The sequence below is a fragment of the Mesorhizobium sp. FG116 genome (assembly GCF_057809835.1).
The window spans coordinates 14,987-32,968 of sequence record NZ_JBMDKS010000012.1 but is presented as its reverse complement, the minus strand read 5'-3'; the positions used below and the strand labels follow the sequence as shown (position 1 = coordinate 32,968).

Sequence of the window (17,982 nt, the reverse complement as noted above, 5' to 3'; positions counted from 1 at the left end):
TTTGCGCATGCCGTGATCCCGAAACCGTTTCCCGCTTTCGGGCGACATGCTTTAGCGCATCGCCTCGAAAAGGGAAATCGCTTTTCGCTTACCCGTCTTAAATCGATTGAAAGCAGCGAAGCCTGCCTCAATTATCGGGCCGCGGCCGTGGCAACGGCACGCCGATGTCAGGCGTCGGGGCAAAGGCGTTGACCGAGGAAGGCAGCGCCGCGCCACCGCCTGTTGCGGAAGCGGTCACCGGCTGCGCCGTCGATATGGTCGCAGCCCCGCCATTCACCGGATAGGTCACCGCCGCAATCGACACCGGGTCCGGCGCGTTCAGCACGGCCCGGCAAGCCTTGGGCAGGGATGCCATCGTCATGATATCGCGCGCCTTCGGCGCATCCGGGTTCTGGTTCGGCCGCCACGGCTCCTCGGTAAACCACCACGCCAGCGACTTGTCGCAGCCGTCGCTTGCCGGCGTCGCTTCCTGCCGCTTGCAATCGGGCGAACCCGGCTGGCAACCGATGCGGACATGGAAATGATAGTCGTGCCCCCAGAACGGCCGCACCTTGCGCAGCCATGAGCGATCGCCGGTCACCGTATCGCACAGCTTCTTCTTGATACCCGGATTGACCAGTATCCGCTCGACTTCCGGATAGCTTGCCGCGCGCTTCAACAGGCGTTCGTGCGCCGGCGTCCACAGCTTGTCGATGACCCGATGCGTCTTTTCATTGACCAGCGAGGTCGCGCTCATGTTCTCGCGCTCGCTTGCGCTCAGCCGCCGGTCCGGCATCGGCGTGAACCAGATGTCGGCATCGAGACCGATCTGATGCGAGGCGTGGCCGGTCATCATCGGCCCGCCGCGCGGCTGCGAGATGTCGCCCAGCAACAGGCCCGGCCAGCCGTCCGCGACCGCGTCGCGCGACAGTTTCTCGATCAGCGCGATCATCGTCGGGTGACCCCAGCGGCGGTTGCGCGAAAGCCGCATCGCCTGCCATGTCGGGCCATCGGTGGCAATCGCGACACCACCGGAAAAACAACCCTTGGAATAGAAGCCGATCGATTGCGGCGCGGTCGCAGCCGGCAGGTCCTTGGCGCCGAACAGATTCTTCGCCAGTTGCTCGGCCTGAACCTCAGGCGCGCCCAAAACCGAAGCGGCAAGCAGCGCCGCACCCGCAAAGACGGCCCACGCAAACCGGCCACCCATTGATCGCATCGTCCGCTTCATCAAGATCGAAGTCCCCGCAGTCCGATTTTCCCCGCCTGTCCTCGAGAGGCAGAAGCAGTGCGAATCACATCATGAAGCCAACTGCGACCGGATCAAGGCCGTTTCATCGGGCTGCGCGCTTCACCGTCGGCCCAGTTGCCCTTCGACCACATGTCGTCCAGAGCGCTGCGGTAGTTCGGAAAGCCGAACGAGAACCCGTCAGCCTTGATCGCGGCATTGGAAACGCGCTTGTTTTCGCCATAGAACGAGCGCGCCATCGGCGTCAGTTCCGCCTCTTCGAAGGCGATTTCCGGCGGCGGCTCGACACCCATCAGCTGCGCCGCATAGGTCACCACATCCTGCGGCGGCGAAGCCTCGTTATCGGTCACGTTGAAGATGCCGCCACGGTCCTGTTCGGCAAGATGCAGCAAGGCCCCTGCAATATCCTCGACATGGATGCGGTTGAACACCTGTCCAGCCTTCACCAGCCGCCGCGCGGTGCCTTCCTTGAGGTTCACCAGCGCATTGCGGCCCGGACCGTAGATGCCGGACAGCCGCAGGATCGCCACCGGCAGCCCCGTTTCCTCGCCGAGCGCGAGCCAGCTTTTCTCGGCCTCGACCCGCATCATCGACCGGCGCGAGACGGGGCGGCAGTCCGCCGTTTCGTCAACCCAGCCGCCGCCATAGTCGCCATAGACGCCAACGGTGGAGAGATAGCCGATCCATTTCAGCTTGGGCATCGCCTGCCTGATCGCGGTGCCGGCGGCGTTCAGCACCGGATCGCCGGTCTCGTCCGGCGCGACCGAAACGACCAGATGCGTCGTGTCGGCAAGCGCATCCGAAATCTGCGGCGTCAGCGAACCCTGGAACTCCAGCGGCCTGATACCCGCTGCCTCCAGCGCGGCAAACTTCCGCGCCGCGCGCGTCGTGCCATAGACCGGCGTGCCGTCCGAACAGGCGCGGGCAAATGCCTTGCCCGAGTAACCGGCACCAAAAATGAACACCTTTTCCACCGTCACGCCCCGATCTCCTGCTGGCCGACACTCGCCAAGGCCTGCTGCCATTCTTCGCACACGCCGCCGTCGTCTTCCAACGCCAAAGCCGCATCGGCGCGCTCAGTAAACTCGACTTGCGGCAGCAACTGCGACAAGGCCCACACGGCAGCGCCGCGCACCAGCGGCGACGCATCCGCAAGCAGTCCCGCCACCTGCCCTGCCAACGAGGGATCAGTGGAATTGCCCGCGGCGATCAGCACGTTGCGGATGAAGCGGTCCCGGCCGATCCGCTTGACCGGCGAGCCGGAAAAGAAATTGCGGAAGGCGGCATCGTCCAGTTCAAGAAGCTCGCTCAGCTTCAGCTCGCGCAGATCCTCGCGCGCCGCCAATTTGGCCTCCGAAGCCATCTGGGCAAACTTGTTCCACGGACAGGCGGCGAGACAATCGTCGCAGCCATAGATCCGGTTGCCGATCGCCCGGCGAAATTCCAGCGGGATCGGCCCCTTGTTCTCGATGGTGAGATACGAGATGCAACGCCGTGCATCGAGCCGGTAGGGTGCTGGAAAAGCATCGGTCGGGCAGGCGTCGAGGCAGGCATGGCACGAGCCGCAGTGATCGGCCTCTCGCGCATCCGCCACCAAATCCGCCGTGGTGAAAATCGAGCCAAGAAACAGCCACGAACCATGTTCGCGGCTGACCAGATTGGTGTGCTTGCCCTGCCAGCCAACGCCCGCCGCCTCGGCCAGCGGCTTTTCCATCACCGGCGCGGTATCGACGAACACCTTCACGTCGCCGCCCGCCTTGGCCACGATCTTGCCGGCGATTTCCTTCAGCCGGCCTTTCATCACGTCGTGATAGTCGCGGTTGCGCGCATAGACCGAAATCGCGCCCCGGTCGCGCCGCGCCAGCAGCTCGCGCGGATCGTGTTCCGGCCCGTAATTCATGGCGAGCACGATGACCGAGCGAACCTCCGGCCACAGCGCCGACGGGTCGCCGCGCCGGTCCAGCGTCTCCTCCATCCACCCCATCGAGCCGTGGAAACCCTCGGCGACAAATTGCGCCAGCCTTGATGGCGCAAGCGGGATTGAATCGGGGGACGTCACCGCAACGACGGCAAAGCCGGCGCGCGCTGCCTCGTGGTCGATCAGCTCGCGCAGTTTCTGGGTATCAGAAGTCAAGGTCCGCATAGTGCGACACCGGCGAGAGTCCGCGCACGCGGTCGGACAAAAGCGAGCGGAACGAAGGGCGCGACTTCACCCGCGTGTACCATTCGCGCGCAGCACCGTGGTCGCGCCATTCGATCTCGCCAAGATAATCGAGCACCGACAATGTCGCTGCGGCGGCAAGGTCGGCGTAGGTGATGCGCGGCCCAGCCAGCCAGGGCCGCGTGCCGGCCAGCCAGTTGGTGTATTTCATGTGCTGCTTGATGTTGGCGCGCGCCGCGCGAATAGCGGTAGAGTCCGGCGATCCGCCGCCGACTTCCTGCGGCATCAACGGCTTCAGCACGCGCTCGCGCACCAGATGCTTGGTCACTTCGCTCTCGGTCTTGGTCAGGTACCAGTCGGTCAGCCGGCGTATCTCGGCGCGCTCCATCGGCCCTTCGACGAACAGGCGTTTCTCGCGCTTCAGCACGCCGCGCGTCTCATCCAGATATTCCGCGATCACCGGTGCGCCGACAATTGGCACGTCGCCTTCGGCCAGCAGGATCGGCAAGGTTCCGGCCGGATTGAGGGCCAGAAATTCCTTGCGCCGTGTCCACGGCTTCTCCTCGATAAGGGCCAATTCCTCGCCATATTCGCCGAAAGCGAGCCGGACGAATCGACAGGAAGCGGACATCGGATGATGAAAAAGTGTCAGCATGGTCTCTTGAATCAGAAGCGTACTGGCGAATCGCCTAACGCGCCGGTAAGTCTTGGCAGCCTGAACGAGCGGGCTGTCAAGCTGCTGTTGCTATAGGATCAGTTCGGCGACATGACAAGCAAAGTGGGACAAACTGAGCATGCAAAGCCAGACAATCATCGAAGCCTTGCTGCTTGGACTTCTGGAAGGCCTGACCGAATTCATTCCGGTGTCCTCGACCGGGCATATCCTGCTGGCGGGCCATTTCCTCGGCTTTGAATCGACCGGCAAGGCCTTCGAGGTGCTGATCCAGCTCGGTGCCATCCTCGCCATCCTGAGCGTCTATGCCGGCCGTTTCTGGACCTTCCTGAAACGCCCCGACAGGTTCCGTGTAATCGGCGAAACCATCGTCGGCGTCCTGGCTTCGCTTGTCTGGATGGGCGGCTGCGCATTCGAACTCGTCGCCTCGGCCGTGCGGCGCAGGAAGCCCAACATGTTCCTGCCGCCCGAACTGCCGAACGACCCGGCCGTCAAGATGCTGGTCGGGCTTGCCATCGGCTTTTTGCCGGCTGCCGTCATCGGCGTTCTGGCGCATGACTTCATCAAGACGGTGCTGTTCGAAACGCCGAAGCTGATCTGCATCATGCTGATCCTCGGCGGCATCGTCCTGTTGTGGATCGACCGGCTCGACCTCAAGCCGAAATATGCCAGCGTCGCCGACTTCCCGCTGTCGCTCTACCTCAAGATCGGCCTGTTCCAGTGCCTCGCGATGATCCCCGGCACGTCGCGCTCCGGCGCAACCATCGTCGGCGGCCTACTCATGGGCGCCGACAAGCGCGCTGCGGCTGAGTTCTCGTTCTTTCTTGCCATCCCGACGATGCTCGGCGCATTCACGCTTGATCTGCTCAAGAACTGGAGCGTGCTTTCGGCGGCCGACCTGCCGATCATCGTCACCGGGTTCATCGCCGCCTTCGTCATGGCGGTCATCGCCGTGCGCAGCCTGCTTGGCTACGTTTCACGCCACGGCTATGCGCTGTTCGGCTGGTGGCGGCTGATCGTCGGCGGCCTCGGCCTTGCAGCCCTCTTCATCTGGGGCTGAGCTAGAAGAGACCGCCCGACTTCCTCAGCCGGCAGGCTTGCGCTGGAACTGGCCGGCGGCGCGGAAACGCCACAAATAGCTCGGCAATATGGTGCCAAGCGACTGCGGCTGGATGCCGAGGCCGATCAGCGTCCGGCCGGACTTGACCGCTTCCTCGGAGACGACATTGTTCGAGCGCAGTTGCGTGACCTGGTCACTGGTCAGCAACCGACCCGGCAGCACGCCGAGAATGGAAGCCTGGATCTCGGCAATCCACCACGGCACCGGCACCAGCAACCGCTTGCGGTCGATGACGCTCAGCAATTCCTGCATGCATTCCTTGAAGGTCAGGACGTTTGGCCCGCCAAGCTCATAGACCTTGCCCCCCTCGACCGCGCCATCGACCGAGCGCGCAACCGCCTCGGCGACATCGCCCACGTAGACGGGCTGGAACTGTGTCGCGCCGCCGCCGATCAGCGGCAAGGCCGGCGAATAGCGGGCCATGGCGGCGAAGCGGTTGAAGAAACCGTCCTCGGGGCCGAAATTGATCGAAGGCCGTAAAATCACCGCGTCCTTGATCGTCTCGAGAACCGCCTTTTCGCCAAGCGCCTTGGTGCGGGCGTAAGCGGATTGCGAATTCACGTCCGCGCCGATGGCCGAAACATGGGTCATGCCAGCGCCGACGGAGCGGGCGGCCTCTGCAATGGCGCGCGCCCCGAACTCATGGACGGTGCGGAATTTCTGGCGACCGCTCTCGTGCAGGATGCCGACAAGGTTGATGACATGATCGGCGCCGATCACCGCCTGATCGACCGACCAGCGCACGCGCAAATTCGCCTGCACCGGTTGGATCTGGCCGACGTTGCCGAGCGGTTGGAGATGGCCTGCCAGATCGGGCCGGCGGCAGGCGACGCGGATGCGGTAGCCTCGCTGGGCGAGAGCCCGCACGACATGGCGTCCGACAAAGCCCGCGCCGCCGAAAATCACCACGAGCTTTGGGGTTTGCAGGATTTCGGTCATGTCTGGCTCCGGCTATGCGCCCCGGTCTTGCCGGGGCTTGGCTGTAGCCGCTTCATAATCCGTTTCGCGCCGAAGGCAAAGTGCGTTCGGTGGTCGCTGGATCAGCCATTTATGCCCACGGCGTGCAGAGATTCAGGTCCGGGTGAGCCTAAAGGGGCTTTCGAGCAGCGGAGGCGCAGAAAGACGCCAACTTGCAGGCCACCCTCACTTGAATATCACGCTTAGAAAGCCTTGCCGATCCTTGCATCCACCGAATGCCGGTTGGCGCCGCGAATGACGAAGAAGAACAGCATTGCCGACCAGAGGATCGACTTTTCCGCGCCGGAGATCCCCTGGCTCATGGTCACCCAGTGGAACCAGACCGTGACCAGAAGCACGATCAGGCCGGCCAGTGCCGAAGGGCGCGTCAGGAAACCCAGCGCAATGAAGATGCCGCCGAAGAACTCCGTGCAGGCCAGAAGCAGCGACCAGAACGCGCCGGGGTAAAAGCCCAGCCCCTCGACCATTTCGGCAGCGCCGAACGGATTGACGATCTTCTGCGAGCCGTGCAGCGCGAGAAAGCCGCCCGTGGCGAGGCGCAGCAGCGTTTCGGCGCTATCATGAAGAGCCGAGTAGATCCCGCGCAAGGCAGGAACGATCAAGCGCGGCGAGGTGGTTTCGCTGGTAACTGACATATATGATCCTTCGTTGTGTGCTGCAGCGCACACATCCGACCATAAGGCTCACGGTCAAATAAAATAAAGTTGAACTAGATAGTCAACTTATTTGCCGGCGAAGCAGCTTCACTCCGAGTAGCGCGAGGCGAACTCGGAAATGCGCTGGACCACTTCCCTGGAAACAGTCACGCCGCGCGCCACCGCCTGCTCCGAAGCTTCCGAGCGCGAGCGCCCGGGAATATGCACGCCATATTGCCGCCGCAGCCGGTCCATTTGGTCCTTCATCCGGCCTTCGAAATCTGGATCGAGCAGTTTCGGCTCGATGGCGACGATGAAAAGCCCCGTTCCCGGGCTTTGCGACCCTTCCGTGAAAGAGGGCGCATCGAGCGACCAGTTCGCCCCGGTCAGCCCCGCCGCCAGCACCTCGACCATCAACGCGATGTTGGCTCCGCGCTCGCCGCCGAACGCCAGCAGCGCGCCTTTCATCGCGGCTTGCGGATTGGTGGTCGGGTTGCCGCTCTCATCGATCGCCCAGTCCGGCGGGATGCTGCGACCCTCCTCGGCAGCCTGGCGAATGCTGACGAAGGCGGTAGCGCTCGACGCCTGGTCGATCACCAGCGCCGGACCATTTGCCGACGGCGCGGCGAAGGACAACGGATTGGTGCAATAGACCGGCTTCACCGATCCCGATCCGGCAAGCAGCGCCGGGCCGTTGGTCGCAGCCAATGCCACCAGTCCTTCGGCAGCCAGCCGCCCGGTGAAATAACCGAGCGCGCCGCAGGTATAAGCGTTCTTCTGCGCAAAAATCGAAATGCCGAACAGCCGCGCCGCCTTGGCGAGGTCGCCAACCGTCCTGTCGAAGCCGATATGGGCGACGCCGCCCTTCGCATCCGAGCGGAACACCGCCAGCGCAGGCCGCGTCACCACCGGTTCTGCCTTGCCGTCGATGCGGCCGGCTTCAAGCGCTTCGAGATAGTCGATGAAATGCGACAGGCCGACGGTGCGATAGCCTTCCGCCTCCGCTGCCACTGCAGCAGCGGCGATCGAGCGGGCAACCTCGTCGCTGGCGCCCGCGCCAAGTGCCGCCATGCGGCAAAGACCTGTCGCCTGTTCAAGACTAAGCTGCATCACCTGCTCTTGCGCTGCTTCCTCGGGGCCCTGCATATCTCCGGTCAGCCGATCCGGGTCGGGATACGCACTTCCAGCCTGCGGAAGGCAAGCACGATGATACCCGTGATCGCCATATAGACCACGGCCAGCAGGAGCAAGGGTTCGTAGGTGACGAAGGTGTCCTGCCGCACCCGCGAGGCCACGGCATAGATATCGACCATGGTGATCGTCGCCACCAGCGGCGTCGCCTTCAGTTGCAGCACAGATTCTCCCGCAAGCGTGGGCAAGGCGCGCTGCAGCGCCTGCGGCAGCCAGATGCGGCGAAACGCCGTCCAGCGGCGCATGCCGAAAGCGCGCGCGGCCTCCAGTTGTCCCCTCGGCACGCCGGCAAAGGCGCCGCGCATCACCTCGCCTTCATATCCGGCAAAGGACAGCGTCAGGGCCAGCACGCCGTAGGGCCATGCCTGCCTCAGATACGGCCACAGGAACGACTCGCGTATCCACGGCAGTTGCGGAAACAGCGAGCCGAGGCCGTAGTAGAGCAGCCACAACTGCAACAAAAGCGGCGTGCCGCGAATGATGGTGCAGAACGTCCTTGCCGGCACGGACAGGAACCAGGGTCCCGCCGCTTGTGCGAGCCCCAGCGGTATCGCCAGCAATATGCCGAGGACCGACGTCACCACCAAAAGCCAGATGGTTCGCCAGATGCCTTGTATGGCAAGCGGCAGATAGGCCGGCAGCCAGTCCCAGCGCAGGTAGAAGATCGATGCCAGCACGATCGCCAGCGCTATCACCAGAAGCACGATGCGGTGCGGCTGCAGCCAACCCGCCGCGCTCTTCCTCATCGTTCCTGCCGTCGCATCGCTCGCCATCAGCGCGTCTCCGAAAGCTGCGGCGTACCGCGCCGCGCCCATCGCTCGACACGGGCGATGATGACGTTGGAGAACAGCGTCAGCGCGAGATAGAGCGCGCCGGCAGCGAGGAAAAAGGTGAAATAGGCCTTGGTCGCGCCTGCCGCCAGACGTGTCGTCTGCGTCAGCTCGTTGAAGCCGACGATGGCCAGAAGGGCAGTGTCCTTGGTGGCGATCAGCCACAGATTGGCTAGGCCCGGAATGGCAAATGGCAGCATGGCCGGCAAGGTGATGCGCCGCAACAGTAGGCCGGGCGGCATGCCATAGGCGCGCGCCGCCTCGATCTGGCCTTGCGGAATCGACAGGATCGCGCCGCGCAGCACTTCGGTCGAATAAGCGCCCTGCACGATGCCCAGCACGCCGATGCCGGCCACCAGCCCGTTGATGTCGACCGGCTGATGCCCGAAGGCGATCAGGACGCGGTTCACCAGGTCCGTGCCGGCAAAATAAAGCATCAGGATCAGCACCAGTTCCGGCACCGCGCGCACGACGGTCGTGTAGAGCCCCAACAGGTCGCGCACCACCGGCCCGCCATAGAGCTTGCCATAGGCTCCGCCGATGCCGATCAGAAGTCCGACACCGTAAGCGCCCAAAGCAATCTGGACGGAACTCAGCAGGCCGCGCAGCAGATTGCCTCCCCAACCCGGAGGCTCAAGCGCCAGAAGGTCGAAGATGCCGGATGCTGCGGCGGGTATGATTGCGTCGATCAGCTTCGCCTCCAATCGCTGGCGATGACCGAGAACAGGAAATTGCGCCACGAGTGCCCGGCGTCGTCACGGACGCCGGGCATCAGGCAGCGCTCAGGCTTTGTCAGTTCGACTGCGTTTCGTCGCCGTAGATGTCGAAGTCGAAGTACTTCTTGGTGATCTCGGCATATTTGCCGTTGGCGCGAATGCCCTTGATCGCCGCGTTGATCTTGCCGGCAAGTTCGGTGTCGCCCTTGCGCACGCCGGCACCAACGCCCGGTCCGAGCACTTCGAGGTCAGGCGCGACATAGCCCTTGAGATCGCAGCACGCCTTGCCCTGGTCCGACTTCAGGAAGGCGTCCAGTGCAATCGAATCCGCCTGCGTTGCGTCGATGCGGCCGGCAACGAGATCCTGGTTGGCCTCGTCCTGCGTCTGGTATTCCTTGATCTCGGAAGCGCTGCCGCCAAAATGCTTCTTGGCGTAGGCGGCATGGACGGTCGAAACCTGAACGCCGAGGATCTTGCCCTTCAGGCCTTCCGGCGTCGCGTCGAAGGTCTGGTCCTTCGGTCCGATCACGGCGGTCGGCGTGTTATAATACTTGTCGGAGAAGTCGATCTCCTTCTGGCGTTCGGCGGTGATCGACATCGAATTCATGATCGCGTCGATCTTGTTGGTCTTGAGCGCCGGGATGAGGCCGTCCCACGGGATCGGCGTCAACACGCATTCGAGCTTGGCCTCGCCGCAGATCGCCTGCACGATCTCCACTTCCCAGCCGCCCCAGTTGCCGGAGGCATCCTGCGAATAGAAGGGCGGATAGGCTTCCGGCGAAAAGCCGACCTTGACCTGCTGGGCGCTCGCCGAAACCGTTCCGGCAAGGGCGATGACGGCGGCGGCTATCGCTGCCTTCAAAAATGTCTTCATGCTCCATTCTCCCATTTTGACTTGGACTTTCTGTCCGGTTTTTCTTGATGCGGGTTGTCACCCGACATTGCGCAGAAACTGCTTCAGCCGGTCGGATTTCGGCGAACCGAAAAGCGCGGCCGGCGGGCCCTCCTCCTCCACAACTCCATTGTAAAGATAGACGACATGGGTCGCGACCTCGCGCGCGAACTTCATCTCGTGCGTCACCAGAACCATGGTGCGCCCCTCGCGCGCCAGGTCGCCGATCACCTTCAACACTTCGCCCACCAGTTCAGGGTCCAGCGCCGAGGTCGGCTCGTCGAACAGCATCACGCGCGGCTGGATGGCAAGCGCGCGCGCAATCGCCGCCCGCTGCTGCTGACCGCCCGAAAGAAAAGCCGGATAAACGTCGCGCTTTTCCGCCAGCCCGACGCGCGCCAGAAGCTTCTCCGCCTCGGCGATCGCCTGTTCCTTCTTCACGCCCAGCACGTGAACCGGCACCTCGATGACGTTTTGCAGAAGCGTCATGTGGCTCCACAGGTTGAAGCTCTGGAACACCATGCCAAGCCGGGAGCGGATGCGTTCGATCTGGCGCCGGTCGGCCGGCTGCGTGTTGCCGTGGCTGTCGGCCTTGAGGCGGATTTCCTCGCCGTTGACGCGGATGATGCCGCTGGTCGGGTTCTCGAGACAGTTGATGCAGCGTAGAAGCGTCGACTTGCCCGAACCGCTGCCGCCGATGATGGCGATGACGTCGCCGTCGCGCGCCGACAGCGACACGCCCTTCAGCACATGCAGTTCGCCAAACTTCTTGTGCAGGTTTTCGACATGGATGGCTTCGGCTGCGCCCTGTACGGACGAAGGCTGCGAAAGGGAAACAGCTCCTCCATGACTCATGCCGGCACCGCCCTGCGGAACCGAAACTTCGTCAGGCGTTGGACTTTTTTACCCATTACCCGCCACTAACGATTACTCCCACCGCAAGATGGACCGTTCCGCTCGCCCTCGTCAACCCGCAGCCGCAGAAGCCAAACGACGTATGCGCGCGTCCCTGCTACGGGTTCACCGCCATCAAGCCGATTGACACCGTTCGAAAGAAGGCGCAACGGGCATGGCGACGGTCATCGGACCGTCACAGGACCGAAGGAAACATGATGGACCCGGACAGTCGAAGTCCCGCTTCAGACCCGTCCGCCGCACGCAGCCTCTAGATCAAGGCTCCACCGGCGGTGCGAAACCTTGCCGGAAGGAGCTAGAAATGCTGCGTATCTATGCAGGCCAGAACGGCCGCCTCGCGACCATCGACACCCTCGACCAGCCCGAATCCCCCGGCATCCTGTGGCTCGACCTTCTCAATGCTTCCAATGACGACGTGAAGCGGATTGAATCCCATCTCGGCATCAGCATCCCGACGCGCGACGAGATGGCGGAGATCGAGCTTTCCGACCGCCTCTATCACGAGGACGGCGCCGAGTTCATGACCATGACGACAGTCACGGAAATCGACAGCGATCACCCGGTCAAAGCGCCGATCACCTTCATCTTGAAGGGCCAGTCACTGGTCACCGTGCGCCATATGGAATCGAAGCCGTTCCTCCAGTACATCGCGAAAGTACAGCGCGGCATCGCCGAACCCTGTGTGTCCGGAGAGAGCGTCATGCTGGGCGTGATCGAATCCATCATCGACCGCATCGCCGATACGCTGGAACGCATCGGCGACGAAACCGACGCGGTCTCGCGCGAAGTGTTCCAGACCAAGGCCGGCAATGCGACCAAGATGACGCGCGACCTGCAGTCGCTCATCGAGCATATCGGCCGCAAGGGCGATTTGCTGGCAAAGCTTCGCGAAAGCCTGGTCAGCATCTTGAGGCTCACCGCCTATCACAGCGCGCTTGCCACCAACGGATTGTCGTCTCAAACGCCCCGCCGCAAGCCGAAGAAGGATGCGAGGGAACGCCTGAAGCTCGTCCAGCGGGATGCCTCATCGCTGGCCGACCACGCCGTGTTCCTGTCGGGAAAGTTGAACTTCCTGCTCGACGCAACGCTTGGCCTGATCAACCTCCAGCAGAACCAGATCATCAAGATCTTTTCGGTTGCCGCAGTCGTGTTCCTGCCGCCCACCCTGGTCGCTTCGATCTACGGCATGAACTTCGACATGATGCCGGAACTGAAGTGGATGCTCGGCTATCCGTGGGCGCTCGGCCTGATGGCGCTCTCGGCCATCCTGCCCTACCTGTTCTTCAAGAGGCGCGGCTGGATTTAGGGCCTGTTCGTGTGGACCATTGATCTTGCGCCACGCCGAATGCTTACTTGCAGGCAACAAGGTGGGAGCACGCAAAGTGACCAAGGCATACGGATCGCAGTCGATGGCTGGCCCGCTCAAGCGGGTGCTCATGCGCCGGGCTTCCAGCGCCATGCGCCACGCCAAGGCGAACGAGTGGCATTACGGCCCCGGTTTCGATCCGCAAAAGGCCGCTAGGCAGCATGACGAGCTTGCGGCACTCGTGGGCGCTTCGGGCGCAGAAATCGAGTGGCTGACCGACGAGGACGACGGTCTTGCCGATTCCGTTTTCACCCACGACCCCTCGTTGATGAGCGATCACGGCGCGATCCTGCTCTCGATGGGCAAGGTGCTGCGCGAACCGGAGCCCGCCTTGCACGGGCTGGCCTTCACCCGCCTCGGCATTCCCGTTCTCGGCCGCATCACCGCGCCCGGAACCGTCGAAGGCGGCGATTGCGTCTGGGTCGATGCCAGGACGCTTGCGGTCGGGCGCGGCGTGCGCACCAACGAGGCTGGCATCCGCCAGCTTGCCGACATGCTTTCCCCTCACGGCATTTCCGTCCTCGGCTTCGACCTGCCGCTTTGGCAAGGCGAGGAAGCCTGCCTCCACCTCCAGTCGGTGATCTCGCCGCTCGCCAGCGACCTTGCGCTGGTCTACGCACCGTTATTGCCGGCGGCGTTCTACCAGTTGCTGCGTGCCCGGGGTTACACGCTGGTTCACGGCGATGCCGACGAATTCCACGCCTCCAACGGCCTCAGCCTCAACGTGCTGGCCACAGCGCCGAGGCATGTCATCGCGGTTGCGGGCTTCCCGAAAACCGCCGCTGCCATGCGGGCCGCCGGCTGCAACGTACAGACCTTCGAGGCGGACGCGCTTTGCATCGCCTGCGAAGGCGGCCCGACCTGCCTCACACGGCCGATCCTGAGGCAATGAGGGTGGTGATGGAGTTCACCCCCCTCTGGCCTGCCGGCCATCTCCCCCTCACGGGGGGAGATCACGTGTACGCGACGTCGTTCCTGGCTTGCGAGGCCGGTGATTTGCGACACGGCTGCGTTCTGCTGATCTCCCCCCGTGAGGGGGAGATGGCCGGCAGGCCAGAGGGGGGTAAAAACACCCACAGTATCGAGAGCCTTGCCGCATGACCCTCGGCGAAGCTCTCATCCGCCTGCTGGAAGCCTACGGCGTCGATACCGTGTTCGGCATTCCGGGCGTGCATACGGTCGAGCTCTACCGCGGTCTTGCCGGCTCGAAAATCCGCCACGTCACGCCGCGCCACGAACAGGGCGCGGCTTTCATGGCGGACGGCTATGCGCGCGCCAGCGGGCGTCCGGGCGTGGCCTTCGTCATCACCGGGCCGGGGCTCACCAACGCCATCACGGCGATGGCACAAGCCCGCGCGGATTCCGTGCCGATGCTGGTCATCTCCGGCGTCAACGCCACCGCGACGCTGGGCAAGGGTCTCGGTTACCTGCACGAATTGCCCGACCAGCGCGGCATGATGGAAAAGGTCGCGCTCAGTTCCGAGCGCATCACCAAACCCGACGAGTTGCCCGGCGCGCTTGCCCGCGCCTTTGCGCTTTTTTCCTCGTCACGGCCCGGCCCCGTTCACATCGAAGTGCCGATCGACGTCATGGCCCTGCCCGCCGACAATCTTGCCTTCGGTGTCGCCGGCACGACGCCACCCACCCCGGATCAGGCGCTGGTCGCAAAGGCGGCGGAGTTGATCGCTTCTGCCCAACGGCCCCTCATCCTCGCCGGCGGCGGAGCGAAAACCTCGAATGCCGAGTTGAAGCGTCTTGCCGAACTGCTCGACGCGCCGGTCGTGCAGACGGCCAATGCGCGCGGCCTCATGCACGGCCACAAGCTCGCCGTTCCTGCCAGCCCCAGCCTTACAGCCGTGCGCGAGCTGATGGCCGATGCCGATGTCGTCATCGCCGTCGGCACCGAGTTCGGCCCGACCGACTACGACATGTATGCCGATGGCGGCCTCGTCGTACCGCCTGTTCTGATCCGCATCGACATCGATGCCGCCCAGCTCAAGCGCCGCCCTTCAACCATAGCCATCCAGGCCGATTGCCGGGTTGCCTTGGCGGCCCTGTGCGACTTGCCTGGCACTGCCTCGACCGGTGGTCACAGCGGCGCGGAACGGGCGCGCTCGACCCGTGAAGCCGCTTTCGCCGAGATCGGCCCGGCCATGCAGGCGCAGGTGCGCGCCGTCGAGCACATCCGCGACGCGCTGCCCGGCTCGCTCATCGTCGGCGATTCCACCCAGCCGGTCTACGCGGCCAACCTCTACTACGACCATGACCGCCCCGGCGGCTGGTTCAACGCCGCAACCGGCTTCGGCGCGCTGGGTTACGGTCCGCCGGCCGCCATCGGCGCGGCAATCGCCCTGCCCGGCGTTCCCGTCGTCTGCCTTGCCGGCGACGGCGGCTTCCAGTTCACGCTGCCTGAAATCGCGGTCGCGACAGATGCCGGCGCGCCCGTCATCTTCGTCATCTGGAACAATCGCGGCTACCGCGAAATCGAGACCTCGATGCGCGATGTCGGCGTCGAGCCGGTCGGTGTTTCGCCGGCCCCGCCCGACTTCATCAAGCTCGCCGCGGCCTACGGCATCGCTGCCGAACGGCTTTCGTCAGCCGACGAACTAAGCGCCGCGCTGACAAGAGCCCATGCGAAAAGACATCCCTGCATTATCGAAATTGCAATTGAGTGATGACGCAAAAGGCGCGACGGTCACCAAATAGGCGTTTTGTGCGAGACCCATTGCTTATGACAGGTACATTGAACGGCAAGAATATCGTCGTAACCGGGGGAACAGGCGCATTAGGCAGCGCCGTGGTGGGCAAGCTGCTCAGCGAAGGTGCAGTCTGCCACGTTCCCAACAGCCACGCAGCCGCGCCGCCGCATTTCCCGTTCGTGGACGACAAGAACGTCAAGCTGACACACAATGTCTATCTGGCCGACGCCGACGCGGTCGACGCCTACTATGCGACCGTCCCCGAGCTTTGGGCGTCGATCCATCTCGCCGGAGGCTTTGCCGCCTCTCCCGTCGAAAAGACCGAGGCCGCCTCGTTCGACGAGATGATGGAAACCAACGTCCAGACCGCATTCCTGTGCTGCCGGGCATCCGTGCGCGCCATGCTTGCCACCGGTGCCGGCGGACGCATCGTCAATGTCTCGGCGCGCCCCGGCCTCGATCCGCGGCGCGGTTCCGGCATGGTCGCCTACGCCACCAGCAAGGCGGCGGTCGCGGCAATGACGGTGGCGCTTGCCGAAGAGATGAAAAGCAAGGGCATCCTCGTCAACGCGATTGCGCCCTCGACACTCGACACGCCCGCCAACCGCTCCGGCATGCCGGATGCCGATTTTTCGAAATGGGTCAGCCTCGAAGCCGCCGCCGAGGCGATCGCCTATCTGGTGTCGCCGTCGAACCAGGCCATCAGCGGCACGCTCGTCCCGCTCTACGGCCGCGCCTGATATCGCCACCAACGGCGCAATCAGTTCCGTCCAAAACCTAAAAGAAAAACCCGCCGGATCGCTCCGGCGGGTTTTTTATCTTGTCAGTCGCGCCGCCTGAAACGGCGCGACCAAACGACAAGGCTCTTAGTTGCCGCCCTGCTTCTTCAGCGCGGCGCCCAGGATGTCGCCCAGCGAAGCGCCGGAGTCGGTCGAACCGTACTGCGCGACAGCTTCCTTTTCCTCGGCGATTTCCAGCGCCTTGATCGAGACCTGCAGCTTGCGGGTCTTCTTGTCGTAGGCGATGACGCGGGCGTCCAGCTTCTGGCCGACCGTGAAGCGCTCGGGGCGCTGCTCGTCGCGGTCACGCGAAAGGTCGGCGCGCTTGATGAAGGTCTCCAGGCCGCTTTCGACCAGTCGAACTTCCAGGCCGCCATCCTTGATGCCGGTGACTTCGCAGGTCACAACCGCGTTCTTGCGCAGTTCGCCGCTGGTGGCTGCTTCGCCGGCCACGTCGCGCTGCAACTGCTTGACGCCGAGCGAGATGCGCTCCTTCTCGATGTCGACGTCGAGCACCTGCGCCTTGACCATGTCGCCGCGGTTGTACTCTTCGATGACCTGCTCGCCCGGACGGTTCCAGTCGAGGTCGGAGAGGTGCACCATGCCGTCCACGTCGCCGTCGAGGCCGATGAACAGGCCGAACTCGGTCTTGTTCTTGACCTCACCCTCGACCTGCGAACCAACAGGGTGGTTGCGGGCGAAAGCTTCCCAAGGGTTCTCGAGCGTCTGCTTGAGGCCCAGAGAAATGCGGCGCTTGGCCGGATCGACCTCGAGCACGACCACGTCAACCTGCTGCGAGGTGGACAGGATCTTGCCGGGGTGTACGTTCTTCTTCGTCCACGACATTTCCGAAACGTGGATGAGGCCCTCGATGCCCGGCTCCAGCTCGACGAACGCGCCGTAGTCGGTGATGTTGGTGACCGTGCCGGTGATCTTCTTGCCGATCGGGAACTTGGTGCCGATATCGCTCCACGGATCGCTCTCGAGCTGCTTCATGCCGAGCGAGATGCGGTGGGTTTCCTGGTTGATGCGGATGATCTGCACCTTGACCGTCTGGCCGATGTTGAGGATCTCGGTCGGATGGTTGACGCGGCGCCAGGCCATGTCGGTGACGTGCAGCAGACCGTCGATGCCGCCGAGGTCCACGAACGCACCGTAGTCGGTGATGTTCTTGACCACGCCTTCGACCACCTGGCCCTCTTCGAGGTTCTGCACGATTTCCGAACGCTGCTCGGCGCGGCTCTCTTCGAGAACGGTGCGGCGCGAGACGACGATGTTGCCGCGGCGGCGATCCATCTTGAGGATCTCGAACGGCTGCGGGTTGTGCATCAGCGGGGTGACGTCGCGGATCGGGCGGATATCGACCTGCGAACGCGGCAGGAAGGCAACTGCGCCGTCCAGATCGACGGTGAAGCCGCCCTTGACCTGGTTGAAGATGACGCCTTCGACGCGCTCGCCCTTCGAGAACTTCTCCTCGAGCTTGACCCAGCTTTCTTCGCGGCGAGCCTTGTCGCGCGACAGCATCGCTTCGCCAAGCGCGTTTTCGATGCGCTCGACATAGACCTCGACGGTATCGCCGACCTTGAGCGAGGTTTCCTTGCCCTTGGCGCCGAATTCCTTCAGCGGGACGCGGCCTTCGACCTTCAGGCCGACGTCGATGATGGCCATGTCCTTTTCGATCGCGGTGATGATGCCGCGAACGACCTGGCCTTCGCCAGAATGACCATCAGAAAATGATTCTTCGAGCATGCTCGCGAAATCGTCGCGAGAGGGATTTGCAACAGACATATGTTCTCCTG

The 17,982-nt window shown here is 63.6% G+C and carries 17 protein-coding genes; 5 read left to right on the top strand and 12 right to left on the bottom strand.

Annotated elements, in window-relative coordinates:
* Positions 1-127: 127 nt before the first annotated feature.
* The 4 genes from mepA to ACODTY_RS11550 all read right to left on the bottom strand — a co-directional run bounded on the left by mepA (position 128) and on the right by ACODTY_RS11550 (position 4,044).
* The gene (gene mepA / locus ACODTY_RS11565; RefSeq protein WP_488994414.1) at positions 128-1,198 is read right to left on the bottom strand and encodes a penicillin-insensitive murein endopeptidase; all 1,071 of its coding nucleotides are present in this window, start codon (positions 1,196-1,198) and stop codon (positions 128-130) included.
* A gap of 104 nt (positions 1,199-1,302) precedes the next feature.
* Complete coding sequence (locus tag ACODTY_RS11560; RefSeq protein WP_488994413.1) at positions 1,303-2,253, bottom strand: SDR family oxidoreductase; 951 nt, start codon at positions 2,251-2,253, stop codon at positions 1,303-1,305.
* Positions 2,205-3,371, bottom strand: a complete 1,167-nt coding sequence (gene queG / locus ACODTY_RS11555; protein ID WP_488994412.1) for a tRNA epoxyqueuosine(34) reductase QueG — start codon at positions 3,369-3,371, stop codon at positions 2,205-2,207. The genes ACODTY_RS11560 and queG overlap by 49 nt, the downstream gene beginning before the upstream one ends.
* Positions 3,352-4,044 (bottom strand): glutathione S-transferase family protein, encoded by a 693-nt coding sequence (locus ACODTY_RS11550; RefSeq protein ID WP_488994411.1) that lies wholly within the window; start codon positions 4,042-4,044, stop codon positions 3,352-3,354. Before ACODTY_RS11550 ends, queG begins: the two co-directional genes overlap by 20 nt.
* 139 nt (positions 4,045-4,183) lie before the next feature.
* Between ACODTY_RS11550 and ACODTY_RS11545 the strand changes: the two genes are divergently transcribed.
* Entirely contained in the window at positions 4,184-5,122 is a 939-nt protein-coding gene (locus ACODTY_RS11545) for an undecaprenyl-diphosphate phosphatase (protein WP_488994410.1), read from the top strand.
* A gap of 24 nt (positions 5,123-5,146) precedes the next feature.
* Here the strand turns inward: ACODTY_RS11545 and ACODTY_RS11540 are convergent, their stop codons facing one another.
* The 7 genes from ACODTY_RS11540 to ACODTY_RS11510 all read right to left on the bottom strand — a co-directional run bounded on the left by ACODTY_RS11540 (position 5,147) and on the right by ACODTY_RS11510 (position 11,279).
* On the bottom strand, positions 5,147-6,121 hold the full coding sequence (locus ACODTY_RS11540; RefSeq protein WP_488994409.1) for a complex I NDUFA9 subunit family protein: 975 nt from the start codon (positions 6,119-6,121) through the stop codon (positions 5,147-5,149).
* Positions 6,122-6,342: 221 nt separating this feature from the next.
* The gene (locus ACODTY_RS11535; RefSeq protein ID WP_488994408.1) at positions 6,343-6,795 is read right to left on the bottom strand and encodes a DoxX family protein; all 453 of its coding nucleotides are present in this window, start codon (positions 6,793-6,795) and stop codon (positions 6,343-6,345) included.
* Between the two features lie 108 nt (positions 6,796-6,903).
* Positions 6,904-7,905 carry an Ldh family oxidoreductase gene (locus ACODTY_RS11530; protein WP_488994407.1) on the bottom strand — a complete coding sequence of 334 codons (1,002 nt, stop codon included), beginning with the start codon at positions 7,903-7,905 and terminating at the stop codon, positions 6,904-6,906.
* A 44-nt stretch (positions 7,906-7,949) separates the two neighbouring features.
* Positions 7,950-8,759, bottom strand: a complete 810-nt coding sequence (locus tag ACODTY_RS11525) for an ABC transporter permease (RefSeq protein WP_488994406.1) — start codon at positions 8,757-8,759, stop codon at positions 7,950-7,952.
* Positions 8,759-9,424, bottom strand: a complete 666-nt coding sequence (locus ACODTY_RS11520) for an ABC transporter permease (RefSeq protein WP_488994495.1) — start codon at positions 9,422-9,424, stop codon at positions 8,759-8,761. The genes ACODTY_RS11525 and ACODTY_RS11520 overlap by 1 nt, the downstream gene beginning before the upstream one ends.
* A gap of 184 nt (positions 9,425-9,608) precedes the next feature.
* Complete coding sequence (locus ACODTY_RS11515) at positions 9,609-10,406, bottom strand: transporter substrate-binding domain-containing protein (protein WP_488994405.1); 798 nt, start codon at positions 10,404-10,406, stop codon at positions 9,609-9,611.
* A gap of 57 nt (positions 10,407-10,463) precedes the next feature.
* Positions 10,464-11,279 (bottom strand): ABC transporter ATP-binding protein, encoded by an 816-nt coding sequence (locus tag ACODTY_RS11510; RefSeq protein WP_488994404.1) that lies wholly within the window; start codon positions 11,277-11,279, stop codon positions 10,464-10,466.
* A 361-nt stretch (positions 11,280-11,640) separates the two neighbouring features.
* Here ACODTY_RS11510 and ACODTY_RS11505 point away from each other — a divergent pair, with 361 nt between their 5' ends.
* The 4 genes from ACODTY_RS11505 to ACODTY_RS11490 all read left to right on the top strand — a co-directional run bounded on the left by ACODTY_RS11505 (position 11,641) and on the right by ACODTY_RS11490 (position 16,144).
* Complete coding sequence (locus tag ACODTY_RS11505) at positions 11,641-12,645, top strand: magnesium transporter CorA family protein (RefSeq protein ID WP_488994403.1); 1,005 nt, start codon at positions 11,641-11,643, stop codon at positions 12,643-12,645.
* Between the two features lie 103 nt (positions 12,646-12,748).
* Positions 12,749-13,597 carry a dimethylarginine dimethylaminohydrolase family protein gene (locus ACODTY_RS11500; protein WP_488994494.1) on the top strand — a complete coding sequence of 283 codons (849 nt, stop codon included), beginning with the start codon at positions 12,749-12,751 and terminating at the stop codon, positions 13,595-13,597.
* A gap of 205 nt (positions 13,598-13,802) precedes the next feature.
* A complete protein-coding gene (locus ACODTY_RS11495) occupies positions 13,803-15,380 on the top strand; it encodes a 5-guanidino-2-oxopentanoate decarboxylase (RefSeq protein ID WP_488994402.1) in 1,578 nt (525 codons plus the stop codon).
* Positions 15,381-15,436: 56 nt separating this feature from the next.
* Complete coding sequence (locus ACODTY_RS11490; RefSeq protein WP_488994401.1) at positions 15,437-16,144, top strand: SDR family NAD(P)-dependent oxidoreductase; 708 nt, start codon at positions 15,437-15,439, stop codon at positions 16,142-16,144.
* 126 nt (positions 16,145-16,270) lie between these two features.
* Here the strand turns inward: ACODTY_RS11490 and rpsA are convergent, their stop codons facing one another.
* Positions 16,271-17,971 (bottom strand): 30S ribosomal protein S1, encoded by a 1,701-nt coding sequence (gene rpsA / locus ACODTY_RS11485; RefSeq protein WP_488994400.1) that lies wholly within the window; start codon positions 17,969-17,971, stop codon positions 16,271-16,273.
* Positions 17,972-17,982 lie beyond the last annotated feature (11 nt).

Coding starts and splice junctions, on each gene's coding strand:
- ACODTY_RS11500 (WP_488994494.1), top strand. CDS start 12,749: ATGGCTGGCCCGCTCAAGCGGGTGCTCATGCGCCGGGCTTCCAGCGCC.
- ACODTY_RS11510 (WP_488994404.1), bottom strand. CDS start 11,279: ATGAGTCATGGAGGAGCTGTTTCCCTTTCGCAGCCTTCGTCCGTACAG.
- ACODTY_RS11540 (WP_488994409.1), bottom strand. CDS start 6,121: ATGACCGAAATCCTGCAAACCCCAAAGCTCGTGGTGATTTTCGGCGGC.
- ACODTY_RS11560 (WP_488994413.1), bottom strand. CDS start 2,253: ATGGCAGCAGGCCTTGGCGAGTGTCGGCCAGCAGGAGATCGGGGCGTG.
- ACODTY_RS11525 (WP_488994406.1), bottom strand. CDS start 8,759: ATGGCGAGCGATGCGACGGCAGGAACGATGAGGAAGAGCGCGGCGGGT.
- mepA (WP_488994414.1), bottom strand. CDS start 1,198: ATGCGATCAATGGGTGGCCGGTTTGCGTGGGCCGTCTTTGCGGGTGCG.
- ACODTY_RS11490 (WP_488994401.1), top strand. CDS start 15,437: ATGACAGGTACATTGAACGGCAAGAATATCGTCGTAACCGGGGGAACA.
- ACODTY_RS11515 (WP_488994405.1), bottom strand. CDS start 10,406: ATGAAGACATTTTTGAAGGCAGCGATAGCCGCCGCCGTCATCGCCCTT.
- ACODTY_RS11545 (WP_488994410.1), top strand. CDS start 4,184: ATGCAAAGCCAGACAATCATCGAAGCCTTGCTGCTTGGACTTCTGGAA.
- queG (WP_488994412.1), bottom strand. CDS start 3,371: ATGCGGACCTTGACTTCTGATACCCAGAAACTGCGCGAGCTGATCGAC.
- rpsA (WP_488994400.1), bottom strand. CDS start 17,971: ATGTCTGTTGCAAATCCCTCTCGCGACGATTTCGCGAGCATGCTCGAA.
- ACODTY_RS11535 (WP_488994408.1), bottom strand. CDS start 6,795: ATGTCAGTTACCAGCGAAACCACCTCGCCGCGCTTGATCGTTCCTGCC.
- ACODTY_RS11495 (WP_488994402.1), top strand. CDS start 13,803: ATGACCCTCGGCGAAGCTCTCATCCGCCTGCTGGAAGCCTACGGCGTC.
- ACODTY_RS11530 (WP_488994407.1), bottom strand. CDS start 7,905: ATGCAGCTTAGTCTTGAACAGGCGACAGGTCTTTGCCGCATGGCGGCA.
- ACODTY_RS11550 (WP_488994411.1), bottom strand. CDS start 4,044: ATGCTGACACTTTTTCATCATCCGATGTCCGCTTCCTGTCGATTCGTC.
- ACODTY_RS11505 (WP_488994403.1), top strand. CDS start 11,641: ATGCTGCGTATCTATGCAGGCCAGAACGGCCGCCTCGCGACCATCGAC.